Genomic DNA, 24,666 nt, shown 5'->3' with positions numbered 1-24,666 from the left:
TGTTCATTTCCACGGAATTAAGCCGCGACTTCCGAGGCAACTGACGAACGTGTTACAGACAAAGGTTGCGAGGCCTGCCACTCAGCAATCAGTACATGCAATTGCAGAAGTCCGTGCTGGATTGCCGACGGCCCCGGCGAGAGTATGTCTGCCGATTTGATTTCCAGTACCCGCCCATGACGAACAGCCGGAATCGCATCCCAGCCTTCGCGTGTAACCACGCTGTCCGGCCGGAATTTTTTTCCGCACCATGAGCCGATAATGATATCCGGCGCGCGTCGAACCACTTCGGCCGGGTCTGCGATGATGCGCTGTCTGGCACTATGAAAACCAGCCAGATCGGCAAACACATCGTCGCCACCGGCAATCTGTATCAACTCAGATACCCAGCCGATACCAGACATCAGCGGCTCATTCCACTCTTCAAAATAAACCTTCGGTCGGTGCGTCCACTGCGCAGCCTGATGGCGGATAACATCGATTTGCGCCTGCAGTTCTGCGATCAACTGCGTACCCTGCTCCTGTTTTCCAACCAGTACGGCTAACACTTTAATCATGTGCAGAATACCTGCAACATGATGCTGATTGAACGCATGGACTTCAATACCAGCACTGATCAATTCGCGCACGATCTCGGATTGCATATTGGAATAGGCAATCACCAGATCGGGCTTCACTGCCAGTATTCGCTCAATCTGCGCAGAGGAAAAACCACTGACCTTGGGTTTCTCATCACGGGCACGCGCTGGTCTTGTGGTGTACCCGGAAATACCTGCGATGCAATCTTCTGCGCCTAGCGCATATAAAACTTCCACGGCTTCGGTAGATAAACAGGCGATACGCTCAAACAAAGGGGTGGTATTCATTTTTTTCCTTGTGGTGGTATCACGGCCTTGTCGCGTTTTTGCCGCGCTTGCTCTAGCGCTTCACATATTGCTTTAGCGCCATCAATAATCCGTGGGCCGGATCGGTTCACCAGATCGCCATCAATCAGTACCAGATTATTGTTTTTTGCGGCCAGCAACGATGTCATGCTTTTCCATTGATCGATACCATTGGAAGCCTGATTGCGGCTTTCCGCACTGATTAACACTTCCGGGTTTTCCTGCAACACGGCTTCAACGCTGACGACAGGTGCGGTCACATTCAGTTTGCCAAAAATATTTTCACCGCCGCAGACACGTATCGCATCGCTGACAATATGCTTATCATTGAGCGTATACAAAGGCTTGTGCCATACCTGATAAAACGTGCGCACTTTTACTTTCCCCTGATACTGCGCACGCAGTTGCTGCAACTGCTGGCGGAAATCGTTCGCCGAAAGTTGTGCTGCTTTTTCGGTACCAAGCAAACTCCCGAGTTTGAGGATGGTGTCGGGAATCTGTTCCAGCTTTTGCGGATCGCTGAAAAAAAATGGCACGCCCGATTGTTTCAACACTTCCAACTGGCGCTCAAAAGCACCGTGCATCCAGATCACCAGCAAATCAGGTTTCATCGCCATAATGCGTTCCAGATCAAACTGTCGGTTATCGCCTATGCGTGGAATATCCTTTGCCGCCGCAGGATAATCGCTGTATTTGACTGTACCGATAATTTTGTCACCAGCGCCAGCAGCAAAGATCAATTCCGTCACATGCGGTGACAGGCTGATCACGCGCTCTGCAGGTTTAGCTAAACTGACGGTATGACCAAGGTCATCCTTCACACTGATCGCCGCCTGCGCCGATGCTGACAACAACAGAGCGACGATACCCAATACGAAAAAACGACAGAAAAATAAGTTCACGTAGTTATCCTCTTTTTTACTCTCTTTTTTACTCTCTTTTTTACTCTCTTTTTTTTTCTCTTTTTTGCTCTCATTGTTGCGACTGATATTGACGCTCATATCTGGCTCGTCCATTCAGCACAGGCCAGTTGCAAACGCCGCCACCCGGCTTCATTTGCAGGTAAGCCAAAACGCACACCATTCGGCCTGTGCGCCCCTTCTTCAAACCAGCGCAACCAGATGCCGCGTTCTGCCATGAAATGGCACAGCGCCTGACTTTGCTGTTGTAAGTGGCGGTCACTGATCCATTGAAATAAATCCGTGCCGGAACATTGCCAGTTTTGCTGCATCAACAGACAGCGCAAGCGTTCACCTTCTCGCTGTAAAAGCAGTCGCTGATGCTGTTGCCAGCTCGTATCCGACAAAGCAGAGACTGCAATTTGTTGCGCTGGGCCACTGATAGTCCAGGGACCAAGGTAGTTTGCGAGGCGCGTCAGTAAGGCGTCACAGGCTGCGACGAAACCAAGCCGGATGCCAGCCAGACCAAAGAATTTGCCGACTGAACGCAAGACGATTAATCCCTCACGCTGGGTGTGCGCTGCGACACTGATATCCGGCAAGGTATCGGCAAACGCCTCGTCCACGATCAGCCAACCACCGCGCTGCGCCAGTTGTTCAGCCCATTGCAGAAGTTGCGCCGGGGCGATCATCTCACCAGTAGGATTATTCGGATTACACAATACGACCACGTCGGCATTTGCCACGGCATCATGCAAATCCTCATAACGGGTTTCGCTCACCGCATGTCCGGCCTGCCGCCATTGATATGCATGTTCGGCGTAAGACGGCGCAGACACCACCACGCGCGAGAGCGGACGCAAACGCGGCAAGGCCTGAATTGCGGCCTGGCTGCCAGCGACCGCTAACATACGCGGTGCACCGTAAAAGTTTTGCGCTGCAACGATTAAATCTTCGGAATATTCCGGCAGTCTGTGCCAGGCGTTTGGCGCAAGCACAGGTGCCGGATAAAAATGCGGATTAATGCCGGTCGATAAATCCAGCCAGTCATCGAGCGGACGAGAAAACATCTTTGCTGCATCACGTAAATTGCCGCCATGCTTAAGCATATTAAATCCCGCTTAAAAACAACGCTGCCAGGACGATGATGCCGAGCCACAGCAAAGTGCCACCGAAAACCAGTTGCCATGCACGTTGAATATCCAACGCTGCAGCCAGTTTGCCTTTGCCTAACAGTGGACGGCTTTCATTCTCACCATCGTAGCGGGCATTACCGCCCAAGGTCAGATGCAGCGCGCCGGCTCCCGCTGCCATGACAGGACCCGCATTCGGGCTGGACCAGCGTGGTGCTTGCCGCTGCCAGCACTGCAAGGCCAGACGCGTGTTGCCGAGAACGGCATAAGTCAGCGCTGTCAGGCGTGCAGGCAGCCAGTTCAAGCCATCGTCAATACGTGCCGCCACGCAGCCAAAGCGTAAAAACCGGCTGGAACGATAACCCCACATGGCGTCCAGGGTATTTGCCAGACGATATAAAACGGCACCGGCACCACCTAACACCATAAACCAGAACAAGGTACCGAATACCGCGTCACAACCGTTTTCCAACACCGATTCAACGCTGGCTTTGGCCAGATATTCTTCGTCCGCATCATCGGTATCGCGACTGACGATATACGATGTCAGCCTTCGTGCAGTCGCGAGATCGCCATCCAGCAGCGCTTGCTGTATCGGTAAATTATGGTCGCGTAAGCTGCGTAAGCCGAGGCAGAAATACAGCAAGATTCCATGCAATACAGGCGCCAGCCAGGTCGTGTAATGATGGGCGAACCACAAAGTCAGTATCGCGAGCAACACGAACGGCAGCACGACCAGCAGCCAGGCAATAGCCCCTGTCCAGCGGCTTGCAGATGCGCGGTTCAGGCCTTGTTCGACCCGATTTGCCAAATGACCAAAACCCACCAGCGGATGCCATTTTCTGACTTCGCCGAATGCCATATCCAGCACGACACCGAACAGCAAACACAAAGCAGTAGTCAAGCCCGTCATCATCAGCATGGCGCGCCTTTAAAAAATAAAGGTAAGCCTGCCGCAACCCAGACCACGTTGTCGCAACTGGCGGCCACTGCCTGATTCAAACGCCCGGCTTCATCCACAAACCAGCGTGAAATCGCCCCCATCGGGACGATGCCCATGCCTACTTCATTCGATACCAAGATGACGTCGCCCTTTGCCTGTTCAAGCGCGTTCAGCATTTCGCTCCGTTGTTCAGCGAATAATGTTGGCGGCGTAATCTGGCCGACCTCAGGAAATTCCACATTTTCTGAAAATAATAAATTCGATAGCCAGACGGTCAGGCAATCAATCAGCAAGATGGTTTCGGGCTGGCTGTATTCCTGTATCGCTGCGCCCAGTGCGGTTGTTTGCTCTATGGTTTGCCAATCAGTCGGGCGGCGACTTTGGTGATGAACAATGCGTTGCTGCATTTCACTGTCTGCCGCCGCTGCCGTTGCGAGGTAAATCACCTGTTTGCCGCCTTCCGCAGAAAGACGAAGCGCCAGTTGTTCTGCATACGCACTTTTACCTGAGCGGGCACCACCAAAAATCAAGCTGCGACTCATCTCAAGTCCTTAAAAACAAGCGTGCGACGGCGACCGGGTTTGAGGCGAAATAAGCGTGAAAATACGAGGCATGCAAATGCCCGCATTGATAAATCGCCTCGCCCTGATCGCTGTCGGAGTAATGCGCATTTTTGATCGTATGCGCAACTGGATGCAGCGATGTGTCGAAGCGCGAATAGTGAAAAGTATGACCGCGTAAATCTCCGTCAGAAAAATGCCATGCCTGTGCGCCGAGTGCTGCAAGTTTTTTCTGCATGTGCACTTCACCGTTAAGCAAACCAGCCATAGGCCAATGTTTTCCATCGTAATCAACCAATCCTTCCGTCAGCGCCATCATGCCGCCACACTCGGCCAATATCGGCATACCGGCAGCATGTGCGGCCCTGACCGATGCTGTCCAGCACTGCGCAGTGCTCAGGGTGGCTGCATGTAATTCGGGATAACCGCCAGGCAGATACAGGGCATCGGCTTGGGCAGGAACAGGCTGATCGGCAAGCGGAGAAAAGAACAGTAATTCTGCACCCAACATGCGCAGAGTATCCAGATTTGCGGCATAGATAAAAGCAAATGCGGCATCACGGGCAACCGCAATTTTTTTCCCCTCCAACAAACGAGGAATAGCGACAGGGGCTGCAAGCGCAAACTGGGTTTCAGGTAAGGCATCCCATGCCTGCATATCGAGATCGAGCTGCTCTGCCATGGCATCAAGCATGGCATCGATCTGTCCGACTTCCTCCGGCAATACCAGCCCCAGATGTCGCTCAGGCAGCACTTCGGCCTGGCGTGGCAGGTATCCGAGCAGAGGAATATCCCGCATCGCGGCTGCCACCATTTTTCCATGCCCAGCAGAGGCAACACGGTTAGCAATCACGCCGGCCAGATGAACCGGCCCGAAGTCGCGCAAGCCCAACGCCAGCGCGCCCACGGTCTGCGCCATCGCGGCAACGTCCAGCACCGCAAGCACCGGCACGCCAAAAGCACGCGCCAGATCGGCGGAAGATGGTCTGCCGTCGTACAACCCCATCACTCCTTCAATCAGAATCACATCCGCTTCCAGCGCTGCCTGCGCCAGCATGGCTTGCGATGCTGATTGGCCGACCATCCACAAATCAAGTGAATAGACCGGGGCGCCGCCTGCACGCTCCAGTATCATCGGGTCGATAAAATCCGGCCCGGTTTTAAAAATTCTGACGATCTTGCCTTGCCCACGCAACTTGCGGGCAAGCGCCGCCGTTGTCGTTGTTTTTCCTTGTCCGGACGCGATCGCCGATACCAACACCACTTTTGCCTGAGCTATCACCATTCAACTCCTGCCTGCGCCACGATGCCATCTTTGAACGCATGTTTTACGACATTCATTTCTGTCACGGTATCGGCTATCGCAATGAGTTCCGGTAACGCACCGCGACCAGTGACAACCACATGCTGCATTTCAGGACGTGCGTCCAGATCGGCAATCACCGTATCGAGATCCAGATAATGGTATTTCAGCGCAATATTGAGTTCATCAAACACCACCAGGCCGATGCTGGGATCACTCAGAAATTTCTTTGCCTGCGCCCATGCGACCGTCGCTTTTTCAATATCACGATCACGATTCTGCGTCTCCCAGGTATAGCCTTCGCCCATCGCGTAGAACTCGACTTCATCAGGAAAACGACGCAGAAAAATTTCTTCTCCGGTTGACATCGCGCCTTTGATGAATTGCACAACACCGACTTTCATGCCATGCCCTAATGCGCGCATCACCATACCAAATGCACTGGAGCTTTTTCCCTTGCCATTACCGGTATGGATCAGCAGTACACCTGTCGTGCGCTGGGCTTGCTGAATTTTTTCATCCATCAGCGCTTTCTTGCGTTCCATGCGGCGCTGATGACGGGTGTTGATATTGTCGCTATCGATAGATGAAGCAATCGGTGCAGAAGGAAGGTCGCTCATAATTATTTAATTCTTCGGGATAAAAAGTATCTGACCGTGATGCTCAAAGCGCTCTATCGGATAACCAAGACAAGCGCCCAATTGTGCCGCGGTCAGCATGTCTTCAGCGCTCCCGGCCAGCCATTGACCATCACCCATCAACAACAAAGCGTGACTAGCAATGCGTTGGGCAAGATTCAGGTCATGACTGACCATAATGACGGACTTATTTTTTTCGCGACAACAACGCGACAGCAATTGCATGACACTCACCTGATGCGCAAGATCGAGTGCGTTTGCAGGTTCATCCAGCAGCATGAGTTGCGCATCCTGCGCCAGCAAGGCGGCAATTGCGACACGCTGCCGTTCGCCGCCAGACAAGCTGCGGACATCGCGTTGCGCCAGATCGGCAACGTCCAGTTCGCGCATTGTATCTAAGGCAATCTGCATGTCATCACCGGACTCCCAGTAATGAGCATCATGATAGGGATGACGCGCGCTCAATACCGTCTCGATGGCGGAATAGCCAAACGCATCGGTGCGGGATTGCGATAAAAAAGCACGTTCACGCGCAAGCTCTGCCAGCGGCCAGGCCGACAGCGATTTGCCATCTAAAAAAATGTCTCCGGATTCCACCGGACGCAAGCCTGCCAGTGTGCGTAACAAGGTACTTTTACCGGCACCATTACGGCCAATAATGCACCAGCATTCGCCCGCGTTTACCTGCCAGTTCAGCTCTTGCACCAGCAGGCGTTTTCCTGCCGTTAAATTCAAATGATGGGTTTTCATCGTTATCGTCCCATTCTCGTTAGCGGCGGCGCAACTGATGCAACTGCAACAAAAACACCGGCACGCCGATGACGGCGGTAATTACCCCCACCGGCAACTGCTGTGGTGCCACCACGGTACGCGCAATCGTGTCGGCAAGGACCAGAAAACTGCCACCCGCCAGCGTTGCAGCTGGGATCAATAAACGGTGGTCTGGCCCCAAAGCAAAGCGACATGCATGCGGCATAATCAGACCGACAAATCCTATGCTGCCTGCGGTGCTGACCGCACTGGCCGTCAGTAAGGCCGAACATAAAAATAAGAGCTGGCGCAAACGTCCGATATTCACGCCCAGCGTACTGGCGACATCCGCATGCATCGCTGCAATATTGATCGCACGCGCATTTCGCATCGCAAACAAAAATACGCCAGCGCCGACCACCCAAGGCAAATAGCGCGACTGCGCCCCGGATAAATCGCCTATCATCCAGAACACCATGCCGCGCAAACGGCTATCGGGTGCTACCGACAACATCAAGGTAATCAATGCACCGCAACCGGACGCGACTATCACACCGGTCAGCAATAACACGGGCGCGCTGCCATCGCTGCTGCCACTGCCACGGAAATCACGGTAGGCGAGGCCGAATAAGAGCAAGGCAACCGCAAGCGCCCCGCCGAACGCAGCCAGATCAACCATCCAGAACGCGCCATAGAATAAGATTGTGGCCAGCGCGCCGACAGATGCTCCGCCGGAAATGCCCAGTACATAAGGGTCTGCGAGGGGATTACGCAACAAGGCCTGCATCAAGACGCCGGACAAGGCAAGCGTGGCACCGGTGATGAATCCTGTGAATGCACGCGAAAGTCGCAATTCAAGCAAACTCGCGGCAAGAGAATTGGCGGGGCCGCGCATCAATTCAACAGCCGCATCGTCCAACTCGGAAAAACTCAGCGCGACAGAACCTGTGAGGCCAGCAAATACAATGCTGGCAAAGGTGAAAAGCAGCAGAAAACCAAATATCAGACTGGCATGTTGCTTCGCCCGGCTTGCAGGCATGAAACCATCCTGCGTCGGCGGCGAGCTGAAAAAAAGAAACTTGTTGCGCATGTACAGCCCGATCAATTTAAATTAGGACTGACGCAAAATTGTCCCAGCAAGGCATGGCGACGAAGACAGTACGAATAGTACGACTAGGCGCCATAACACCGCTGGGGCGGTTTTGAGTAAGTTCTATAAATAAAATCTGTGCCCGCATTCGGACACAGATTTTTCTTCATTTTGAATACCGCTTTAATTCGCGATTCAATTTTTGCTTTGATTATTTAAAGCCGTAATTCAATCCAACAAAGATGCTCGATCCCGCTGTTGCATAGTTTTTGGCGAGCTCATAATCTTTATTCAACGCATTATTCCAGCGGCCAATCACCGTCAGATTTTTCACAACCTCATACGTGCCGTAAATATTCAGCAAGCCATATCCCGCCAGCGTTTTTTTGTTTGCGACGTCATCGAAACGGTTACCGGAAAATACGGTTTCAACACCGATTTTGGCTTTCGCTATTGTGTATTCTGCCGCCAGCGAACCATGCTTTTTGGAGCGACGGGCAAGGCGCAAACCAGATGTATCGTCTTTCGGGTCTTGAATATCGACGGAAGCACGCAGATTCCAGTCACCCAGACGAGTGTTCGCCCCCACAGTCAGACCAGACATCGTGGCTTTATTTACGTTGTAAGCACAACCGTAAGGATGACCTTTTACATCCACAGGGCAGGTATTAGTGCTGACGAGCAAGTCTGTCGCCTTGTTCTGATAATAAACAGCGCTGAGTTGCGTATCGCCAAGCTCATAATAAATGCCTGCTTCGGCATTTTTTGCTTGCTCGGGCTTATTCGAGGCAACGCCATAACCCGGGTAATACAACTCGTTAAACGTCGGCGCACGGAAGCTGCTGCCATAACTGGCGTTCACACGCCACGAGTCATTCAGCTTATAGCCATAAGCAACACTGCCCGTGGTGTGAGAACCGTAGACCGAGCTGCGGTCATAGCGCACGCTTGCACTCGCCAGATGGGCCTGATGTTTCAGGACATAGGATGCTGCCAGAGAATCGGTTTTGCGATCACCGTTGAGTCCGGCAGTCGTGGTATCCACCGTTTCTTCACGGCGTTCAGCCAATAATTGCAGTACGTCTTTACCGATACGGATATCGTTCTGGAACGTAATCAGATTCTGTACAGTATCGATCTGGCTCGGGTCATAAGAACCTGCGGTAAAGGTCTTGTCGGTTGATTGTGCAAACTGCAAAGAGGCAGTCCAGATATCGTTAATGCGTCCCTTACCAAAAGCAGAAATGGTTTCTAAGTTCTGTACGCTGTAATCATTCTTAGCGCCCGAATCAAACTGGGCATTCAAACGACTTTGTAAAAATTTGGCACCGAACTCCAGGTCTTTGCTGACCTCGTAGTCGGCACGCAGACTGACACTGTCAAGTTTGTAGCCGTCTTTATCGGGGTTACCTGTCTTGGTAGCAGAAAATCCTTCATCTTCGTCATGCGCGACATTCAGCGCCAGACTCAGATTACTGCTGACAGATCCGGAAACTCCGGCCTGTACTTTACGCGTACCGTAACTGCCGGCACCGAGCGAAGCTGTCGTATTCAACACACCCGGCGTTTTCTTAGTAAAAATATGGATCACGCCACTCATGGCATCCGCGCCATACAGGCTGGACAAAGGGCCATAAACGATTTCAATATGGTCGATCTGACTTAGCGGAATTGTCGCCCAGGTCGCACCACCGGTAGTTGAAGAACCAACACGGACACCGTCGATCAACACCAGATTTTGCGTGTTGTTACCACCACGCATAAATACAGAAGAATTATTACCAGGACCGCCATTGCGACTGATTTCTATGCCGCGTTGTTGTTGCAGCAGATCAACGACGGATGCCGCGCCTGATTGTTGAATTTGCTCAGCAGTGATCACGACATTGTCGGCGAGAACGTCAATCGCGGCCTGTGGTTGACGACCCGCGGTGATAATCACGCTGGATGCGGAAGAAACAGAAATCGATTGGGCAAATGCAGACGATGCAGGAAATGCGGCAGCCACGGCAAGACCGAGGGCAAGAGGTTTGAATACAGAGTTCATGATGTAGAAAATAAGCGAGGCATACAGCCAACGTCCCCGTAGGCTGTATTCAACAAAGCGAACGTCAAATATTTCTGCACAGCGTATGCCGTCGCAGAAAATGCCTGCCGTATCACTTCACTTATTCTGGCCGGTATCCGGGCTGACAAATATCACCATCTGACCTTCCCATGCATCAACGCACAGTGGTATTGGAAAATGGCTGGCTGTATCAATCTACAGAAAGAAATACAGCAACTTGTACACCGTTGCGGGGGCAGCACACTCTTGCTTTTCATCGTGAAATCCGGTGATCTGTCTTTTATCGTGCCGATTGCGCACGCAGATCTCTGGATATTTCCGGAATTACATCGTGTTTCCCGTTTAACTGCAGACATGAACATGTCTGCGAGCACCAAAACTCCGTCATTCTATCGGCAGATGACAAGTCGGGCAAGGATGGGGGTGAAAACAACATGACGACAACAGCAAGATAATATTATCAAGAAGCGAACTTATTCGCTCTGGAAATCCAGGCATTGACCAGCTCTGAATGCAAATCGGACATATTTGTCAGATGCATACCGGCATGATAGTGATCGCCACTGAGAATGATATGCCGGACAGATCCTTTGCATGCAACTCGGAAAATGTCATCGCTGTTCGCGATACCGGGGATTTCTATCATCATCGGGTAGATTTGTGTGAGTTGCAAACTTTCAGGGCACTGCACTAACACGCCCTCACCGGCAATATTCACGGCCCGGCACAACAACAAATGACCATCCGGCATTCTGATGCCGCAACGCCAGCTCACATTGATACGCGGGGCTCGTCTGAATTCTATCATGAGAATAATGTCACCGGTTAGCGCGCCATAGGTTTCCGCACTTAGCTCAGAACGGAAAACCAACCCTCATATCCTACATGACAATATTAATATCAATGCAACAACCATATGAAAATTCATCGTTACTCTGCGCCGCCCGTTGCGCGATGCCGACACTTCCAAGACCATTCTCCCACGCGGCAATCATTTTAATGACGCCAGCGTGGCAAACTATCACCGCCTCCGGCTCCGCTGTCGCATATAAATCGCCCAGAAACGCACTCACCCTCTCAGCCATCTGCACAAGGTTTTCCTGTTGCCCGGGACGATAATGAACGACATCAGCAGCCCAGGCATCAACTTCTGAACGGGAAATCTGTTCCCACGCCTGCATTTCCCAATGACCGAAATTCAGCTCCATGATACGAGGATCTATAAGCGGTGTCGGATGCAACAAGTCTGCCAACCGTGTGCAACGTTGCAAAGGACTGGAATATACGGGCACATGTGCTGACCAGCGTGGTTTTAAACTGGCAGCCAGAGACATGCAGTCCGATGAAGTAACAGCAACATCTGACTGGCCGTAACAAATACCAGGCGCGATGATGGGTCTTGTATGACGTATCAGATGCAAAAGCATCGCGTCCACATTCTCACGAGGCTAAGGATTTGCACTGACAACGCGTGCCAGTACACCAAGATAAAACGCAAGTTCCGACAGTTGTTGCACTGCCCCCAGACAATCGCCGGTATATCCGCCGATTTTTTTGAAAAATACGCGTGCAAGCCAGAAACTCGCCAGCAGCATTAAAACCAGCGCAGGTAACAGACGATCTATCATCAAAGGTTGCCACAGCAAGATAACTCCTGCGGGCAACAAGACTGTGAGACAAGCGATACCGAACTCATTCGACGTCATCTGTTGCGCCAGCGGTTTCGCCTTCCCTTCCTGTCTCGCGTAACTGAGCAGCCAGATCAGACTGCAGGAAAATAAGCGCGACAATGGATGTGCCAACAGCAAGGAAGGTAAGACCAGCACTGTCGGCAAGCTCACCAGCACGATAAATTTACACAACAACATCAGACACATGCCAATCGCACCATACGCGCCTATGCGTGAGTCTTTCATGATCTCCAGCACCCGTACCGGTGTCGTCCCACCGCCAAACCCATCGCAGACGTCGGCAAACCCGTCTTCGTGAAATGCACCTGTCAATAAAATACTTGCCACCATGGACATCAGTATCGCGACAGCGGCTGGCCACCACAACGATGCAATCGCATAGGTACTGGCCGCAACCGCACCAACTACCCAACCGACCGCAGGAAAATAACGCGAAGCTTGGTGCAGCCAGGCAGGATCAAAGCCCACCCAGCCCGGAATAGGAATGCGCGTAAAAAACTGCAGCGCAATAAAAAACAAGCGCAACTGATGCAGCACTTGCTGTCCTAACAGCGTCATCAGCCAGCACTCTTTTCACTGACTTGCGCGGAACCAAATGTCGCCATCTGATTCAGGAAGTTAACCGCGGCCTGCACCATAGGATAGACCAGCGCCGCACCGGTGCCCTCGCCTAAACGCAGATCGAGTTTCAGTACAGGATTAACCTCCAGCGCAGCCAGTAGGCGAGCATGACCACTTTCGTCAGATTGATGTGAAAACACACAGTAATCGAGAATATCCGGTTGCAATCGTGCCGCGACGAGCAAAGCGCTGCTGACAATGAACCCATCGATCAGCAAGACCTTACGGCGTGCAGCTGCTTCCAGCATGGCTCCGGCCATCGTCGCAATTTCGAAGCCACCAAAACAAGCTAAGACGTCAAGAGGTTCATTTACACCTGCATGCAGTGCAACACCAGCTTCAATGACCTTTTGTTTATGCCGTATGCCGTCAGCAGATAATCCAGTACCCGCCCCCACACAATCGGCTACCGGCAGCGCGGTCAGTTTATGCATCAACGCTGCAGCGGCCGTTGTGTTGCCGATACCCATTTCGCCAAAGCCAAGCACGTTACCGGATAAGGCTGCAACCAGTGCCCGCCCATTCTGTATAGCCAGCTGACATTGCTCCGGTGTCATCGCTGGCCGCTGCGCAAAATTACGTGTACCAGAGGCGACTTTACGGTGAATCAAACCATTTCGCTCACCAAACTCATGATTCACGCCCGCATCGACAATCTGCAGCGCAATATTATTTTGTCTGGCAAACACATTAATTGCCGCGCCGCCACTGAGAAAATTTTCGACCATCTGCCAGGTGACATCTTGCGGAAAGGCTGAAATTCCCTCTGCAACAACTCCGTGATCGGCGGCAAACACAATAATGGCCGGGTCATACAAAACCGGTGTCGTGGTTTGCTGTATCAGGCCTATTTGTAAAGCCAGTTGCTCAAGGCGCCCCAGACTTCCCAACGGTTTGGTTTTGTTATTGATTGCATTGCTGAGTGTGCTGGCAAGCGTGGCATCGTTCGTCGTTAAAATGGTAGGTAACATGTTTTTCTTATGGGTAAAAGCGATTCACTAAAATGACAGCCCAGGTACCGACTGCGATAAAAAATGTCAGTAATACGGCGGCGCTGCCAAAATCCTTGGCATTTTTTGACAAGGTATGCCGCTCAAGGGAAACCCTGTCCACCACCGCTTCGACGGCGGAATTCAATAATTCAACAACGAGTATCAGTAATAACACCGAAATCATCATCAATTTCTCAATTGCCGTTACTGGCAGATTCAACGCGACAATGACGCCGACAATAACCAGTACCAATTCCTGACGGAATGCATGTTCGTTGATCCAGGCTGAACGAAAACCATCAATCGAATAAAAAAATGCCGAAAAAATGCGTCGCAAACCACTTTTACTTTTGAACTCGCTGATCGGTTGTTCCTGATCTGACATCGTTATCCCTTGTGAGAAAAAAACGGAGGAGCCATATCCGGCTCCCACCTTGCCGCCGGATTTTACATGACAAAGCTTCACACTCCATTTCAAAATGATGACGAAAATCACTTTTCTGCGGCATGGTTTGAAATAAACATGCGAGCCTGTTCAAGCCCAAAAGATTATTTTTTCGACACCCAAATCATATCGTTTGCAGCGAATTTGCATCGTTTTTTACTAAATTTGCGGCTCAGCTTGTCTTTTCATTGTCGAGTCAATGACGATTTTTTCACATTGTGGTATAACTTAAATATTGCACTGCACCACCGAGATTATGAAAAACGACGCTCCAGCTTCAGAAAAAACCTCCATACAAGTTATAGAACGCATGGTTTCTCTGCTTGATGCGCTTGCGCATTATCAAGATCCGGTCAGCCTGAAAGAGCTGGCATCTGAAACGGGCTTGCATCCGTCTACTGCTCACCGGATTTTGAACGATCTGGTCAAAACGCGCTTCGTTGATCGCGCCGATACAGGTTATTACCAGTTAGGTATGCGTTTGCTTGAACTTGGCAATATCGTCAAAAGTCATCTGAACGTGCGTGAAACCGCGCTTGAGTTTATGCGCACGCTGCACCGGCAGACCAATCAGACTATCAATCTCTCTGTCCGTCAGGGGGATGATATCGTTTATATCGACCGTGCTTTCTCTGAACGCTCCGGCATGCAAGTAGTCAGAGCTATCGGCGGCCGTGCGCCGTTACATCTGACATCAACCGGCAAATTATTTTTATCCCTGGATGAGCCAAAAGCGATACGGGCTTACGCAACACGTACCGGGCTGTCTGGCCACAATAAAAACTCCATTACGGATCTTTCCAAACTGGAAAAGGAACTTGCAGAAGTTCGTCAAACCGGTTATGCCAAAGATAACGAAGAACTGGAATTGGGTGTGCGCTGCATGGCTGCCGGCATTCACGACGACAGCGGAAAAATGATCGCTGGTCTGTCGATTTCAGCACCAGCCGATCGTTTGCAAGAAGACTGGAAAAACAATTTAATGGAAACTGCGCACCAGATTTCTGCTGCGCTGGGATATAAAGGTCCACGCTGAGCAATGTCAGATCAGCATTAAAGAACAACAATAGAATAAAAAAACAGCGCTGATCCAGCGCTGTTTTTTTATTGATGGCGAACAGAAGAATCGCCGATGCTATGACTTATTTATACGCACCGCATCCAAGAAAGTAATCGTCATTTTTTTCAAAATAACTGGATTTTGTTTCCAAGCCCTTGGTTACAGGATTCGGCCACTGATAATCAATCCAGCCGTCATTCTTCGTTTTAAGAGCCGCAATCATTTCCTTGATAATCGGTTTTCCCTCAACCTTCAAATCCAGCAAATTTTTGCCTATCATCTTTGGATTAGCGCCATGTGACAGACTGATGCCGTTCATATCGTAGACAAACAGATACAGATCCCGGTCGTGGAAATCTTTGTTGGACGCATCATTAAAATCGGCAAACGCTTTCTCTTTCCCAACCTTTTTAATATGGGCAATTCCTTTTTTGACCAAAGCCTGCGCCTCCGCCGTCGAGCCACGCTCATCTTTTGCCATGGCTGTGGTCATAAAAAAGCCCATTACGGCCAACCAAAATAGCTTACTCATTAATTTCATGTCTTATCTCCTGATGACGCCCGACCTGATGCCGATGCATGGTTGTTATGTTGCCTTACCGTTCAAATGATTAATGAGTTGTTGCTTGCAGTCCAGTATTAGTCACTGTGCAGCGCAATAAATCTGTCGTACTTTTGATTGTTTTCACAAAAATATACATTTCCAAAAGAACAGCCAACGCACAACGTCAGCAGTGAATCCGGAAATCTGGCATTACAGTCAATACCAGACTTCAGACCTCTTTCTACAGTTTTGCGCCAAATCGCTCGATACGAGGCAAGTAATAATCATCGCCATTCAGAGAAAACATTAAACGCTTCACCTGGCCGGTAATCAGTTCACGTTTTACAAAGCCGATGTAGCGCGAATCTTTGCTGTTATCACGATTATCGCCAAGCATCAGATACTCGCCGTCAGGCACGCGAACCGGGCCAAAGTTACGCATAGATGCGCGTTCAGGCATCACAATGATGTGATGATTGAGGCTGCCAAGCTGCTCTTTATATACTTGCTGCAGCCCGCTATATTCGCGTTGTGGTGTAAGGTGATCGGCAGTTGCAAGTTTTGTCGGCTCATAATTGGCTGCCTGGCCGTTAATTAGTAAATGCTCGTCACGCATTTCAACCACATCGCCCGGGATTGCGATCAGGCGCTTCACCAGCCGTGTACCATCTTCCGGAGATGAAAAAGTCACGACATCGCCACGCTGTGGATCAGACACATGCTTGAGAATGACATCAGTTAAAGGCAACTTGATATCGTAAGCGATGCGGTCACAAATCACTCTGTCACCCTCAAGCAGGGTTGGATACATGGAGCTTGACGGCACAAGGTAATAATCAGCAAGAGCACCACGTACCAGCGCCATCCCTAACATGAAAACGATAAAGCCTTTATTCTGTGAAAACAGTTTCTTCAATTTCATCATACGGCTCCTGTTATGTAATGATTGCTGTGATGTGTCGCATTTCTACAGAGTAGGTAGTAGTTACACAAGACTGCTCCTGTCATCTTGCATTGAACTTTGACAAATTCAAGTATTCTGAATTCGTTGGACAAAAAAATACCCCGAAAGTTCGGGGTATTTTTTGAAATCAAAACGCAGAATTATTTTGCGCTCATCAGTGCAACAGTCGTGTCGAGCATACGGTTGGAGAAGCCCCACTCGTTGTCATACCAGCTGGATACTTTTACCAAACGGCCGCCATTCACTTTCGTCAATGTTTCGTCGTAGGTGGAAGAAGCAGGGTTGTGGTTGAAGTCAACCGACACCAGCGGCGCTTTGTTGTAGTCCAGGATACCTTTCAACGCGCCTTCGGATGCGTCTTTCAATACTTTATTGATTTCTTCTACTGTCGTATCGCGTTTTGCGATGAAAGTCAGATCAACCACGGAAACATTGATGGTTGGAACGCGCATTGCGTAACCATCCAATTTACCGTTCAACTCTGGCAATACCAAACCAACTGCAGCGGCTGCACCTGTTTTGGTTGGAATCATGCTCATCGTTGCAGAACGTGCACGACGCAGATCTTCATGCATCACGTCTGTCAATACCTGATCATTGGTGTAAGCATGGATGGTTGTCATCAAACCACTTTCGATACCGATTGCGTCGTTCAATGGTTTTGCCAATGGTGCGAGGCAATTCGTTGTGCAGGATGCATTGGAGATCACAGTGTCTGTGGATTTCAACACGCCATGGTTCACGCCATAAACAACGGTTGCATCAACATCTTTACCGCCAGGTGCGGAGATGATGACTTTCTTTGCACCGCCAGCCAGATGGGCAGAGGCTTTTTCTTTGGTTGTGAAGAAACCGGTACATTCCAGCACGACGTCAACATTCAGCTCACCCCAAGGAATGTTCGCAGGATTGCGCTCTGCAAATACTTTGATTTTGTCGCCATTGACGATCATGGAGTCGCCTTCAACCACGACGGTGCCAGGGAACTTGCCGTGGGCTGTGTCATAGCGTGTCAGGTGAGCATTGGATTCTGCATTACCGAGGTCGTTGATCGCGACGATCTGGATCTCGTTCTTGAACTTACCACCTTCATAGTGAGCGCGAAGGATGTTGCGGCCGATACGGCCATAGCCGTTGATTGCGACGCGAATCGTCATGGTTTTATCTCCAAAGGACTAAACAACAATAAAAGAACAATAAAAATCAAACTATTTTGCAAAAATCTCAGTGTACTGCACTCGATGTCGGCATCGCGTTCACCGATGCCATCAGCACCGATAAATCGCGCCAGCCGTAACCGACTTCTTTCAAATCGATGCCATCCCAGGTAAATGCCTGTTCATGCAGTAAAGTAGCACCCAGATCTTCGTAAAAATTGCGGGCAATGGCATTTCCTGAAATCACCCAGACCAGCAAATTATCAGCGCCCTGCGCTTGCAATGTACGGGCGACCTTTTGCAGCAGACGACGACCAATGCCAGAACGCTGCCAGACCGGACGCAGATAAATTGCAGTCAATTCTGCGCGCATTCCCAACTTAGGCTCTGGCAACAACATACCAGACGCGAATCCGATAATGTGTCCTTCGCTTTCAGCAACGTACACGCAAACGCGGTCACCTGCAGCAGGCAAGGCTTCCAATATCTGCTTCCAATGCAGGAAGCTATCCTCAATACGCATCTGATCCAGATACGTATCCGGAATCATGCCGCGGTAGGTGGTTTGCCAGCTTTCCACACGCACGGCGGCGATTGCTTCTGCGTCTGCCACAGTAGCACGACGCAGACTGACTTCTTTGATAAGGCTCACAGTGCTGTCAACTAAATCTGTCATCGTACTCAAGCCAGCGTCGCCTTGACCTTGGCGACCACATTTTCAACTGTAAAGCCAAAATACTTAAACAAGACACCTGCCGGAGCGGATTCGCCAAACGTGTCGATACCGACGACAGCACCTTCCAGACCAACATATTTGTACCAGAAGTCCGTTACGCCAGCTTCAATCGCAATGCGTGGCAAACCCTTGCCCAACACCGCAGTTTTGTACGCAGCATCCTGACGATCGAATACATCAGTCGAGGGCATGGACACCACGCGCACTGCGATACCCTGTTCTGCCAATGCGGCTGCGGATTTAACGGCCAGCTCGATTTCAGAACCGGTTGCGATCAGCACCGCTTTCGCATCTGCTGCATCTTGCAGAACATAGCCACCACGCTGAATGTCAGCGATCTGTTGTGCTGTACGTTCCTGATACGGCAAGTTTTGACGCGAGAAAATCAAGGTCGATGGGCCGTCGTTACGTTTAACCGCATGCGCCCAGGCAGCAGCAGATTCCACGGTATCACACGGACGCCAGTTATCCAGATTCGGGATCAAACGCATACTGGAAACGTGTTCGACAGATTGATGGGTAGGGCCATCTTCACCGAGACCGATAGAATCATGCGTGAATACAAACAGCGTGCGGATTTTCATTAACGCTGCCATGCGGATCGCATTGCGGCTGTAATCTGAGAAAGTCAGGAAAGTCGCGCCAAAAGGAATGTAGCCGCCATGCAAAGCGATACCGTTCATGATCGCGCTCATACCGAATTCGCGCACACCATAGTTGATGTGATTACCAGCCTGATTGCCACGTACCGCGACGCATTCTTTCCAGTTAGTCAGATTAGAACCGGTCAGATCGGCAGAGCCGCCGAGGAATTCTGGCAGCGATGGGGCAAAGGCCTGAATCGCGTTCTGGCTGGCTTTGCGGGTAGCGATATTTTCTTTTTTCTCGACGCAGGCGGCGATGGCATTTGCCACGACATCATCAAAATTCGCTGGCAAATCACCCTTCATTCGGCGTGTCAGTTCAGCTGCTTTTTGCGGGAATTGTGCGGTGTAAGCAGTGAATTGTGCATTCCAGTCAGCTTCAGCTTTGGCGCCGTCTGCTTTCGCATCCCAAGCGGCGTAAACGTCTTCAGGAATTTCAAATGGCGCGTACTCCCAACCAATATGAGCGCGTACTGCAGCAATTTCTTTATCGCCCAACGCTGCGCCGTGCACATTGTGCGTGCCTTCCATGTTCGGCGAGCCTTTACCGATCACGGTTTTGCAGCAGATCAGCGTTGGTTTGGCCGATGTTTTTGCGGATGCAATCGCCGCATCCACCGCTTTTGCATCGTGACCATCAATCGCACGAATAACATTCCAGCCATACGCTTCAAAACGTTTTGGCGTATCGTCGGTGAACCAGCCTTCTACGTGACCATCAATCGAAATGCCATTGTCATCCCAGAATGCGATCAATTTATTCAGTTGCAGCGTGCCCGCCAGAGAGCATGCTTCGTGCGAAATGCCTTCCATCAGGCAGCCGTCGCCCATAAAAGCGTAAGTGTAATGATCGACAATCTTCAGATCGCCCTGATTGAATTCGGCTGCCAATAATTTTTCAGCCAGTGCCATACCGACTGCATTGGTAATGCCTTGTCCCAACGGGCCGGTAGTGGTTTCCACGCCTGGCGTGACATGCACCTCTGGGTGTCCTGCTGTTTTCGAATGCAGTTGACGGAAATTTTTAATTTCATCCATAGACAGGTCGTAGCCTGTCAGATGCAGCAAGGAGTAATGCAGCATCGAACCATGTCCATTCGACAGCACAAAACGGTCGCGGTTAATCCATTGCGGATTCGATGGATTATGACGGTAGTGGCCTTTCCACAATGCCACAGCAATATCTGCCATGCCCATAGGCGCGCCCGGATGACCGGAATTGGCTTTTTGTACTGCATCCATAGACAAGGCACGAATTGCGCTTGCCATCTTAGTGATTATTGCTGGCTGGAGAGATGAAATCATGGCGATAGAAGGTATAGATGAGGAAACTGGTCAGTGAGCATGTTAGCGAGCGTCTTTGAATAAACGACATTCAAGGCTCTGCAAAGCCCGTTATTTTACCAGAGCACGGCGTCACACAATACAATTGCGACTTTTACATTACACGCTGAAACCATGGAAGGCTTACATCTGACCGCCGATTGCTTTGATTGCAAAGCAGATACCGAGTTTTTTCTGTGTCAGGAACAATTAAGCAAATTACTGACAAAGATAACAATAGACGCAGGACTGACCATCGTCGGACAAAAATATCACTCGTTTAATAATCCAGATGGCAGTGCAGCCGGTGTGACCGGGACTTTATTGCTGGCCGAATCGCACGTCGCCATTCACACCTGGCCGGAAAAAAATGCCGTGACGCTTGATGTCTATGTCTGCAACTTCCATCAGGACAACTCCGAAAAAGCCAGATACATCGTCGATAGCCTGATACGACATTTTCAACCGGATACAGTATCTCGCCAGCAGATTACCCGAGGACAAACGACCTCGGCAACATCAGGAACAGAGACACTTTCAACTGAGCGACTAAGTTCATCCACTTTTTACAGCACACGAACCACACCATTACTGCAAACCCGCAGTCAGTTTCAACAGATAGAAATCGCTGATAGCGCCGACTTCGGTAAACTCATGCGGATTGACGGCGCAATGATGACTTCTGAAAAAGATGAATTTTTTTATCATGAGAGCCTCATCCATCCAGCCGCGATTACGCATCCTGCCCCCAGAACTGCACTGATTATCGGTGGCGGCGACGGGGGTTCATGCAGAGAGCTGCTAAAACATCCCAGCCTGGAAACGTTGACCCTGTGTGAAATTGACCCCGCTGTCGTCAGCATATCGAGAAAGTATTTGCATGAAATTCATCAGGGAAGTCTTGATCACGACAAGGTCAGACACGTCCATGTTGACGGTTTCGCTTATGTACGTAAATGCGAGGAACTGTATGATCTGATTTTTCTCGACCTCACCGATCCACAGGCACCCGATGGCAGCACACTCGCTGCGACTTGTATTACGGAAGAGTTCTTTCAAGCATGCGCGGCTAAATTGACGGATAACGGCATATTGGTGATGCATCTCGGCAGCCCCTACTACCACCCGCAACGTTATTGCGACACCTTACGAAAACTGTTCGTCAGCTTTCCGGTCGTGAGACCTTATTCAGTGTTCATACCTTTATACGGGGCATTATGGGGAATGGCAATTGCGAGCAAGGGTATCGATCCAATAGCACTGGGCGCGTCAACGGTAAAGCAGAGAATCGAACACCGCCAACTTAAATTGCTAAAATATTACAATGATGAAGTACATCATGCGCTATTTGTATTGCCAAATTTCATGCGCAAACTGATGCCAACCACGAGCTGAAACAGGAGAAAAAGTGAGCGCAGGAATAAGGAAGCCACCCTGTAAAAAAAGAGTCGGCCATGCATTGCCTTTATTACTGGCAACGTCGGCCAGTCTGACGGCATGCAGTGACAATCGCCCACAGGAATTAACAACCATTCGCGATCAATATCAAAGCCTTGAAGATTGTCGCAAAGACTGGGGCGAAAGAAACGCATGTGAAGAGACGACAAACACTAACCTGAACCACATCAGCGACACAGGTTCAAGCGCGAGCAGCGCAGCGCACTATGCGGGTGGAGGTTCCTCGGGTGGCTATCATAGTATGGGTAATGGTTCATATTACGGCCCTCACTACACACCGGGAAACCGCGAAACAGCGCAACGAAATTTCGGCATACAAAACTCGCAAGGTGCACAACCCGATCACGCGGTGGGGCGAAGTGTAAGCCGCAGCGTCAGTCGTGGCGGCTTCGGTGGAACGGCTCATGGTCACTCAGGAGGCGGATAATGATACGCACCTCACTGACGCCAAGAGCAGGCTGGCAACAACAATTTGAAAGTCTGGGGTTCAGCTATCACTCGATTGATGGTTTGTATTGGGACGAACGCTATGCCTACTGCTTTAACTCTGAACAAATTGACGTACTGGAGCAGGCAACACTGGATTTACATCAGATGTCGCTGCAAGCGGTGGATCATGTTGTGCGGCACGGTATGCAAGATCGTTTCGCGATTCCGGCGCAATTCTGGTCGCTCGTTGAAGAAAGCTGGCGTGAAAAGGAGTTTTCACTGTATGGCCGGTTTGACCTGAGCTGGGATGGTTCCGGCGCACCTAAGATGCTGGAGTACAACGCAGACACGCCTACCGGACTGGTCGAATCCAGTGTCGCGCAATGGTACTGGTTGCAAGATGTCTTTCCTGATGCAGACCAGTTCAACTCTTTACATGAAAAACTGATTACTCAATGGAAAAAATTCCCCGGCAAAGGCTTACTCCACGTCACCTGTGCGGCGGAAAATGAAGAGGATGAAGGTAACCTTTCCTATCTTCGTGACACCGCTATCCAGGCGGGCTTTGCAACGAAACAATGTGCAATTGAGCAGTTGGGCTGGGATCAGAAACAAGGTGTATTTGTAGATGATGCTGATATCAGCATCCAGAATTTATTTAAACTTTATCCTTGGGAATGGCTGTGTCGTGAAGAATTTGCAGCGCACTTACTAACCCGCCCAATGACCATCATTGAGCCCGCCTGGAAAATGATTTTGTCGAACAAAGCCATTTTGCCAGTTTTGTGGGAACTGTTCCCGCATCACCCGAATCTGCTGCCCGCCTATTTTGATGCATGGCGCATCAGCGGCAATCACGTCAAAAAACCTTTGTATTCACGTGAAGGTGAAAATATCTCGATTTACGCCGACGGTGAAGTTCTACATACTACCGGGGAATATGGCGCGGAGGGGTATGTCTATCAGGCATATGCGCCGCAACCAAAATTTGACGATGGCATCACACCCGCTTATACCTCCATAGGCGCATGGGTCGTCGGTGATGAAGCCGCCGGTATAGGCATCCGGGAAGACGAAACATTAATCACCAAAAACACCAGCCGTTTCATCCCTCACTACTTTATTGACTGACACCATGAGCGAACATTTACTGACTTACGCCCTGCCCGCATTTATCAGCCACTTTATTTCATCCATGATTTTATTGCTGCTATTTGTCACAATTTATATCAGGATAACCCCTTACAAAGAAATCACGCTGATACGCTCTGGTAACATGGCTGCCGCCGCCAGTTTATCCGGCTCAATACTTGGCTATAGCATCGCCCTCGCTTCAGCAATTGCCAATAGTGTGAATCTGCAAGATATGCTGATCTGGGGTTGTATTGCTTTACTAGTACAACTGTTAGCGTATTTCGCGGCCAGAGTCATGTTACCCGGACTAGTCCTGGACATACCGGAAAATAAAGTCGCCTCAGGTATTTTTCTTGGCGCTATCAGTCTGAGCATGGGCTTACTCAATGCAGCCTCTCTGACATATTAATGAACTCAATCGGTCTTTAAAGTTATGCCACGTTTTTTCTGCCCTGTTCCGCTTACCGTTGGTGCTGTTATCGATTTGCCGGAAACGGTAGCACATCATGTTTTTGTTTTACGTCTGCAAACCGGAGACACCATACAACTGTTTAACGGCGAGGGAGGCTGCTATGTTGCCAGCATCATCGATATCGCAAAGAAACGGGCCAGCGCAGAACTGAAAGTATTTTTACCAGAAGAAGTTGAACTGCCTTACAGCCTGACGCTGGCGCAAGCCTTACCGGAAGGCAGCAAGATGGACTGGATCATAGAAAAAGCCATGGAACTGGGCATCTCGTCGATTCAACCGCTCGCTTCACAACGCTGCGTCGTGCGCTTGTCGGCTGAGCGTGCAGAAAAAAAACTCAGTCACTGGCAAGGCATCATCGTCGCCGCTGCCGAGCAATCGGGTCGTAATCGACTTGCGCATCTTTCGGCACCGCTGGATCTGGGAAAATGGCTGGGGCAACAGGATATACATCAACGGATCATGCTTTCGCCGCGTGCCGATCAATCGCTGGCCGAATGGACAAAACATCGCGCCCCACAGGCGGTCAGCTTACTGATAGGTCCTGAGGGTGGATTTACTGAAGAGGAAGAAGACATGGCGACCAGACAAGGTGTGATCGCATTGTCAATGGGACCACGAATTCTACGCACAGAAACTGCCGGTCTGGCGGCCATCGCGGCGATCAATGCAGCATGGGGCGGAATGTAATCTCAAAAATGTGAGCAATACCAGCTAGTGCTATTTTTATT

Annotated in this window: 26 protein-coding genes and 1 riboswitch; of the genes, 6 read left to right on the top strand and 20 right to left on the bottom strand. The window is 50.4% G+C overall.

From position 1 onward, the window contains the following. Nucleotides 1-17: 17 nt before the first annotated feature. The 15 genes from H8K26_RS11580 to H8K26_RS11510 form a co-directional block, all read right to left on the bottom strand. Complete coding sequence (locus H8K26_RS11580; RefSeq protein WP_190479639.1) at nucleotides 18-866, bottom strand: cobalamin-binding protein; 849 nt, start codon at nucleotides 864-866, stop codon at nucleotides 18-20. Then, nucleotides 863-1,885, bottom strand: a complete 1,023-nt coding sequence (locus H8K26_RS11575; protein WP_190479637.1) for a cobalamin-binding protein — start codon at nucleotides 1,883-1,885, stop codon at nucleotides 863-865. The genes H8K26_RS11580 and H8K26_RS11575 overlap by 4 nt, the downstream gene beginning before the upstream one ends. After that, a complete protein-coding gene (cobD, locus tag H8K26_RS11570) occupies nucleotides 1,882-2,892 on the bottom strand; it encodes a threonine-phosphate decarboxylase CobD (RefSeq protein ID WP_190479636.1) in 1,011 nt (336 codons plus the stop codon). Before cobD ends, H8K26_RS11575 begins: the two co-directional genes overlap by 4 nt. 1 nt (nucleotide 2,893) lies before the next feature. Next, nucleotides 2,894-3,832 (bottom strand): adenosylcobinamide-phosphate synthase CbiB, encoded by a 939-nt coding sequence (gene cbiB / locus H8K26_RS11565; protein WP_190479734.1) that lies wholly within the window; start codon nucleotides 3,830-3,832, stop codon nucleotides 2,894-2,896. Further along, on the bottom strand, nucleotides 3,832-4,401 hold the full coding sequence (gene cobU, locus H8K26_RS11560) for a bifunctional adenosylcobinamide kinase/adenosylcobinamide-phosphate guanylyltransferase (RefSeq protein WP_190479634.1): 570 nt from the start codon (nucleotides 4,399-4,401) through the stop codon (nucleotides 3,832-3,834). Before cobU ends, cbiB begins: the two co-directional genes overlap by 1 nt. 1 nt (nucleotide 4,402) lies before the next feature. Next, on the bottom strand, nucleotides 4,403-5,704 hold the full coding sequence (locus H8K26_RS11555) for a cobyrinate a,c-diamide synthase (protein WP_190479632.1): 1,302 nt from the start codon (nucleotides 5,702-5,704) through the stop codon (nucleotides 4,403-4,405). Further along, nucleotides 5,698-6,342: a cob(I)yrinic acid a,c-diamide adenosyltransferase gene (gene cobO / locus H8K26_RS11550; protein ID WP_190479630.1), complete on the bottom strand. Its 645-nt coding sequence runs from the start codon at nucleotides 6,340-6,342 to the stop codon at nucleotides 5,698-5,700. Before cobO ends, H8K26_RS11555 begins: the two co-directional genes overlap by 7 nt. Before the next feature lie 6 nt (nucleotides 6,343-6,348). Next, nucleotides 6,349-7,110, bottom strand: coding sequence for an ABC transporter ATP-binding protein (locus H8K26_RS11545; protein WP_190479629.1), 762 nt, complete (start codon nucleotides 7,108-7,110; stop codon nucleotides 6,349-6,351). A gap of 19 nt (nucleotides 7,111-7,129) precedes the next feature. Continuing rightward, nucleotides 7,130-8,149: a FecCD family ABC transporter permease gene (locus tag H8K26_RS11540; RefSeq protein WP_190479627.1), complete on the bottom strand. Its 1,020-nt coding sequence runs from the start codon at nucleotides 8,147-8,149 to the stop codon at nucleotides 7,130-7,132. A 262-nt stretch (nucleotides 8,150-8,411) separates the two neighbouring features. Beyond that, entirely contained in the window at nucleotides 8,412-10,247 is a 1,836-nt protein-coding gene (locus H8K26_RS11535) for a TonB-dependent receptor domain-containing protein (RefSeq protein WP_190479624.1), read from the bottom strand. A 111-nt stretch (nucleotides 10,248-10,358) separates the two neighbouring features. Next, nucleotides 10,359-10,661: riboswitch (cobalamin riboswitch) on the bottom strand. Between the two features lie 67 nt (nucleotides 10,662-10,728). Then, nucleotides 10,729-11,139: a PilZ domain-containing protein gene (locus H8K26_RS11530; protein ID WP_190479623.1), complete on the bottom strand. Its 411-nt coding sequence runs from the start codon at nucleotides 11,137-11,139 to the stop codon at nucleotides 10,729-10,731. A 10-nt stretch (nucleotides 11,140-11,149) separates the two neighbouring features. Then, nucleotides 11,150-11,695, bottom strand: coding sequence for a histidine phosphatase family protein (locus tag H8K26_RS11525; RefSeq protein WP_190479620.1), 546 nt, complete (start codon nucleotides 11,693-11,695; stop codon nucleotides 11,150-11,152). A gap of 21 nt (nucleotides 11,696-11,716) precedes the next feature. Further along, nucleotides 11,717-12,517, bottom strand: coding sequence for an adenosylcobinamide-GDP ribazoletransferase (locus H8K26_RS11520; protein WP_190479618.1), 801 nt, complete (start codon nucleotides 12,515-12,517; stop codon nucleotides 11,717-11,719). Then, complete coding sequence (gene cobT, locus H8K26_RS11515; protein ID WP_190479615.1) at nucleotides 12,517-13,551, bottom strand: nicotinate-nucleotide--dimethylbenzimidazole phosphoribosyltransferase; 1,035 nt, start codon at nucleotides 13,549-13,551, stop codon at nucleotides 12,517-12,519. Before cobT ends, H8K26_RS11520 begins: the two co-directional genes overlap by 1 nt. A gap of 7 nt (nucleotides 13,552-13,558) precedes the next feature. Next, on the bottom strand, nucleotides 13,559-13,957 hold the full coding sequence (locus H8K26_RS11510; protein ID WP_190479614.1) for a diacylglycerol kinase: 399 nt from the start codon (nucleotides 13,955-13,957) through the stop codon (nucleotides 13,559-13,561). A 316-nt stretch (nucleotides 13,958-14,273) separates the two neighbouring features. Here H8K26_RS11510 and H8K26_RS11505 point away from each other — a divergent pair, with 316 nt between their 5' ends. Continuing rightward, nucleotides 14,274-15,053 (top strand): IclR family transcriptional regulator, encoded by a 780-nt coding sequence (locus tag H8K26_RS11505; RefSeq protein WP_186883271.1) that lies wholly within the window; start codon nucleotides 14,274-14,276, stop codon nucleotides 15,051-15,053. Between the two features lie 106 nt (nucleotides 15,054-15,159). Here the strand turns inward: H8K26_RS11505 and H8K26_RS11500 are convergent, their stop codons facing one another. The 5 genes from H8K26_RS11500 to tkt all read right to left on the bottom strand — a co-directional run bounded on the left by H8K26_RS11500 (nucleotide 15,160) and on the right by tkt (nucleotide 20,433). Beyond that, complete coding sequence (locus H8K26_RS11500; protein ID WP_190479612.1) at nucleotides 15,160-15,618, bottom strand: cache domain-containing protein; 459 nt, start codon at nucleotides 15,616-15,618, stop codon at nucleotides 15,160-15,162. A 244-nt stretch (nucleotides 15,619-15,862) separates the two neighbouring features. Then, nucleotides 15,863-16,546, bottom strand: a complete 684-nt coding sequence (gene lepB, locus H8K26_RS11495; RefSeq protein WP_186883269.1) for a signal peptidase I — start codon at nucleotides 16,544-16,546, stop codon at nucleotides 15,863-15,865. 179 nt (nucleotides 16,547-16,725) lie between these two features. Further along, nucleotides 16,726-17,742 carry a type I glyceraldehyde-3-phosphate dehydrogenase gene (gene gap / locus H8K26_RS11490; protein ID WP_186883268.1) on the bottom strand — a complete coding sequence of 339 codons (1,017 nt, stop codon included), beginning with the start codon at nucleotides 17,740-17,742 and terminating at the stop codon, nucleotides 16,726-16,728. Between the two features lie 67 nt (nucleotides 17,743-17,809). Beyond that, nucleotides 17,810-18,418 (bottom strand): GNAT family N-acetyltransferase, encoded by a 609-nt coding sequence (locus H8K26_RS11485; protein WP_186896654.1) that lies wholly within the window; start codon nucleotides 18,416-18,418, stop codon nucleotides 17,810-17,812. 5 nt (nucleotides 18,419-18,423) lie between these two features. Next, entirely contained in the window at nucleotides 18,424-20,433 is a 2,010-nt protein-coding gene (tkt, locus tag H8K26_RS11480; RefSeq protein WP_317889274.1) for a transketolase, read from the bottom strand. A 147-nt stretch (nucleotides 20,434-20,580) separates the two neighbouring features. On the opposite strand from tkt, the gene speE reads away from it, so the two are divergent. Genes speE through H8K26_RS11455 form a run of 5 tightly spaced genes read left to right on the top strand, consistent with a single transcriptional unit; the run spans nucleotide 20,581 to nucleotide 24,625 of the window. After that, nucleotides 20,581-21,840 carry a polyamine aminopropyltransferase gene (gene speE / locus H8K26_RS11475; protein ID WP_190479608.1) on the top strand — a complete coding sequence of 420 codons (1,260 nt, stop codon included), beginning with the start codon at nucleotides 20,581-20,583 and terminating at the stop codon, nucleotides 21,838-21,840. A gap of 13 nt (nucleotides 21,841-21,853) precedes the next feature. Next, the gene (locus tag H8K26_RS11470; protein ID WP_190479606.1) at nucleotides 21,854-22,330 is read left to right on the top strand and encodes a hypothetical protein; all 477 of its coding nucleotides are present in this window, start codon (nucleotides 21,854-21,856) and stop codon (nucleotides 22,328-22,330) included. Further along, on the top strand, nucleotides 22,330-23,463 hold the full coding sequence (locus tag H8K26_RS11465) for a glutathionylspermidine synthase family protein (RefSeq protein ID WP_190479604.1): 1,134 nt from the start codon (nucleotides 22,330-22,332) through the stop codon (nucleotides 23,461-23,463). The genes H8K26_RS11470 and H8K26_RS11465 overlap by 1 nt, the downstream gene beginning before the upstream one ends. Nucleotides 23,464-23,467: 4 nt before the next feature. Continuing rightward, nucleotides 23,468-23,875 (top strand): DUF350 domain-containing protein, encoded by a 408-nt coding sequence (locus tag H8K26_RS11460; protein WP_190479602.1) that lies wholly within the window; start codon nucleotides 23,468-23,470, stop codon nucleotides 23,873-23,875. 24 nt (nucleotides 23,876-23,899) lie between these two features. Then, a complete protein-coding gene (locus H8K26_RS11455; RefSeq protein ID WP_186896660.1) occupies nucleotides 23,900-24,625 on the top strand; it encodes a 16S rRNA (uracil(1498)-N(3))-methyltransferase in 726 nt (241 codons plus the stop codon). Nucleotides 24,626-24,666 lie beyond the last annotated feature (41 nt).

Source organism: Cognatundibacterium aquatile (assembly GCF_014699135.1).
Lineage (GTDB): Bacteria > Pseudomonadota > Gammaproteobacteria > Burkholderiales > Burkholderiaceae_D > Undibacterium > Undibacterium aquatile.
Note: the sequence above shows the minus strand (reverse complement) of the source record. Positions and strands in the feature narration are given on the sequence as shown.

Bases quoted from the DNA above. Each gene is read 5' to 3' on its own strand.
- H8K26_RS11580 (WP_190479639.1), bottom strand. From the start codon at position 866: ATGAATACCACCCCTTTGTTTGAGCGTATCGCCTGTTTATCTACCGAA.
- H8K26_RS11575 (WP_190479637.1), bottom strand. From the start codon at position 1,885: ATGAGCGTCAATATCAGTCGCAACAATGAGAGCAAAAAAGAGAAAAAA.
- cobD (WP_190479636.1), bottom strand. From the start codon at position 2,892: ATGCTTAAGCATGGCGGCAATTTACGTGATGCAGCAAAGATGTTTTCT.
- cbiB (WP_190479734.1), bottom strand. From the start codon at position 3,832: ATGATGACGGGCTTGACTACTGCTTTGTGTTTGCTGTTCGGTGTCGTG.
- cobU (WP_190479634.1), bottom strand. From the start codon at position 4,401: ATGAGTCGCAGCTTGATTTTTGGTGGTGCCCGCTCAGGTAAAAGTGCG.
- H8K26_RS11555 (WP_190479632.1), bottom strand. From the start codon at position 5,704: ATGGTGATAGCTCAGGCAAAAGTGGTGTTGGTATCGGCGATCGCGTCC.
- cobO (WP_190479630.1), bottom strand. From the start codon at position 6,342: ATGAGCGACCTTCCTTCTGCACCGATTGCTTCATCTATCGATAGCGAC.
- H8K26_RS11545 (WP_190479629.1), bottom strand. From the start codon at position 7,110: ATGAAAACCCATCATTTGAATTTAACGGCAGGAAAACGCCTGCTGGTG.
- H8K26_RS11540 (WP_190479627.1), bottom strand. From the start codon at position 8,149: ATGCCTGCAAGCCGGGCGAAGCAACATGCCAGTCTGATATTTGGTTTT.
- H8K26_RS11535 (WP_190479624.1), bottom strand. From the start codon at position 10,247: ATGAACTCTGTATTCAAACCTCTTGCCCTCGGTCTTGCCGTGGCTGCC.
- H8K26_RS11525 (WP_190479620.1), bottom strand. From the start codon at position 11,695: ATGCTTTTGCATCTGATACGTCATACAAGACCCATCATCGCGCCTGGT.
- H8K26_RS11520 (WP_190479618.1), bottom strand. From the start codon at position 12,517: ATGACGCTGTTAGGACAGCAAGTGCTGCATCAGTTGCGCTTGTTTTTT.
- cobT (WP_190479615.1), bottom strand. From the start codon at position 13,551: ATGTTACCTACCATTTTAACGACGAACGATGCCACGCTTGCCAGCACA.
- H8K26_RS11510 (WP_190479614.1), bottom strand. From the start codon at position 13,957: ATGTCAGATCAGGAACAACCGATCAGCGAGTTCAAAAGTAAAAGTGGT.
- H8K26_RS11505 (WP_186883271.1), top strand. From the start codon at position 14,274: ATGAAAAACGACGCTCCAGCTTCAGAAAAAACCTCCATACAAGTTATA.
- H8K26_RS11500 (WP_190479612.1), bottom strand. From the start codon at position 15,618: ATGAAATTAATGAGTAAGCTATTTTGGTTGGCCGTAATGGGCTTTTTT.
- lepB (WP_186883269.1), bottom strand. From the start codon at position 16,546: ATGATGAAATTGAAGAAACTGTTTTCACAGAATAAAGGCTTTATCGTT.
- gap (WP_186883268.1), bottom strand. From the start codon at position 17,742: ATGACGATTCGCGTCGCAATCAACGGCTATGGCCGTATCGGCCGCAAC.
- H8K26_RS11485 (WP_186896654.1), bottom strand. From the start codon at position 18,418: ATGACAGATTTAGTTGACAGCACTGTGAGCCTTATCAAAGAAGTCAGT.
- speE (WP_190479608.1), top strand. From the start codon at position 20,581: ATGGAAGGCTTACATCTGACCGCCGATTGCTTTGATTGCAAAGCAGAT.
- H8K26_RS11465 (WP_190479604.1), top strand. From the start codon at position 22,330: ATGATACGCACCTCACTGACGCCAAGAGCAGGCTGGCAACAACAATTT.
- H8K26_RS11460 (WP_190479602.1), top strand. From the start codon at position 23,468: ATGAGCGAACATTTACTGACTTACGCCCTGCCCGCATTTATCAGCCAC.
- H8K26_RS11455 (WP_186896660.1), top strand. From the start codon at position 23,900: ATGCCACGTTTTTTCTGCCCTGTTCCGCTTACCGTTGGTGCTGTTATC.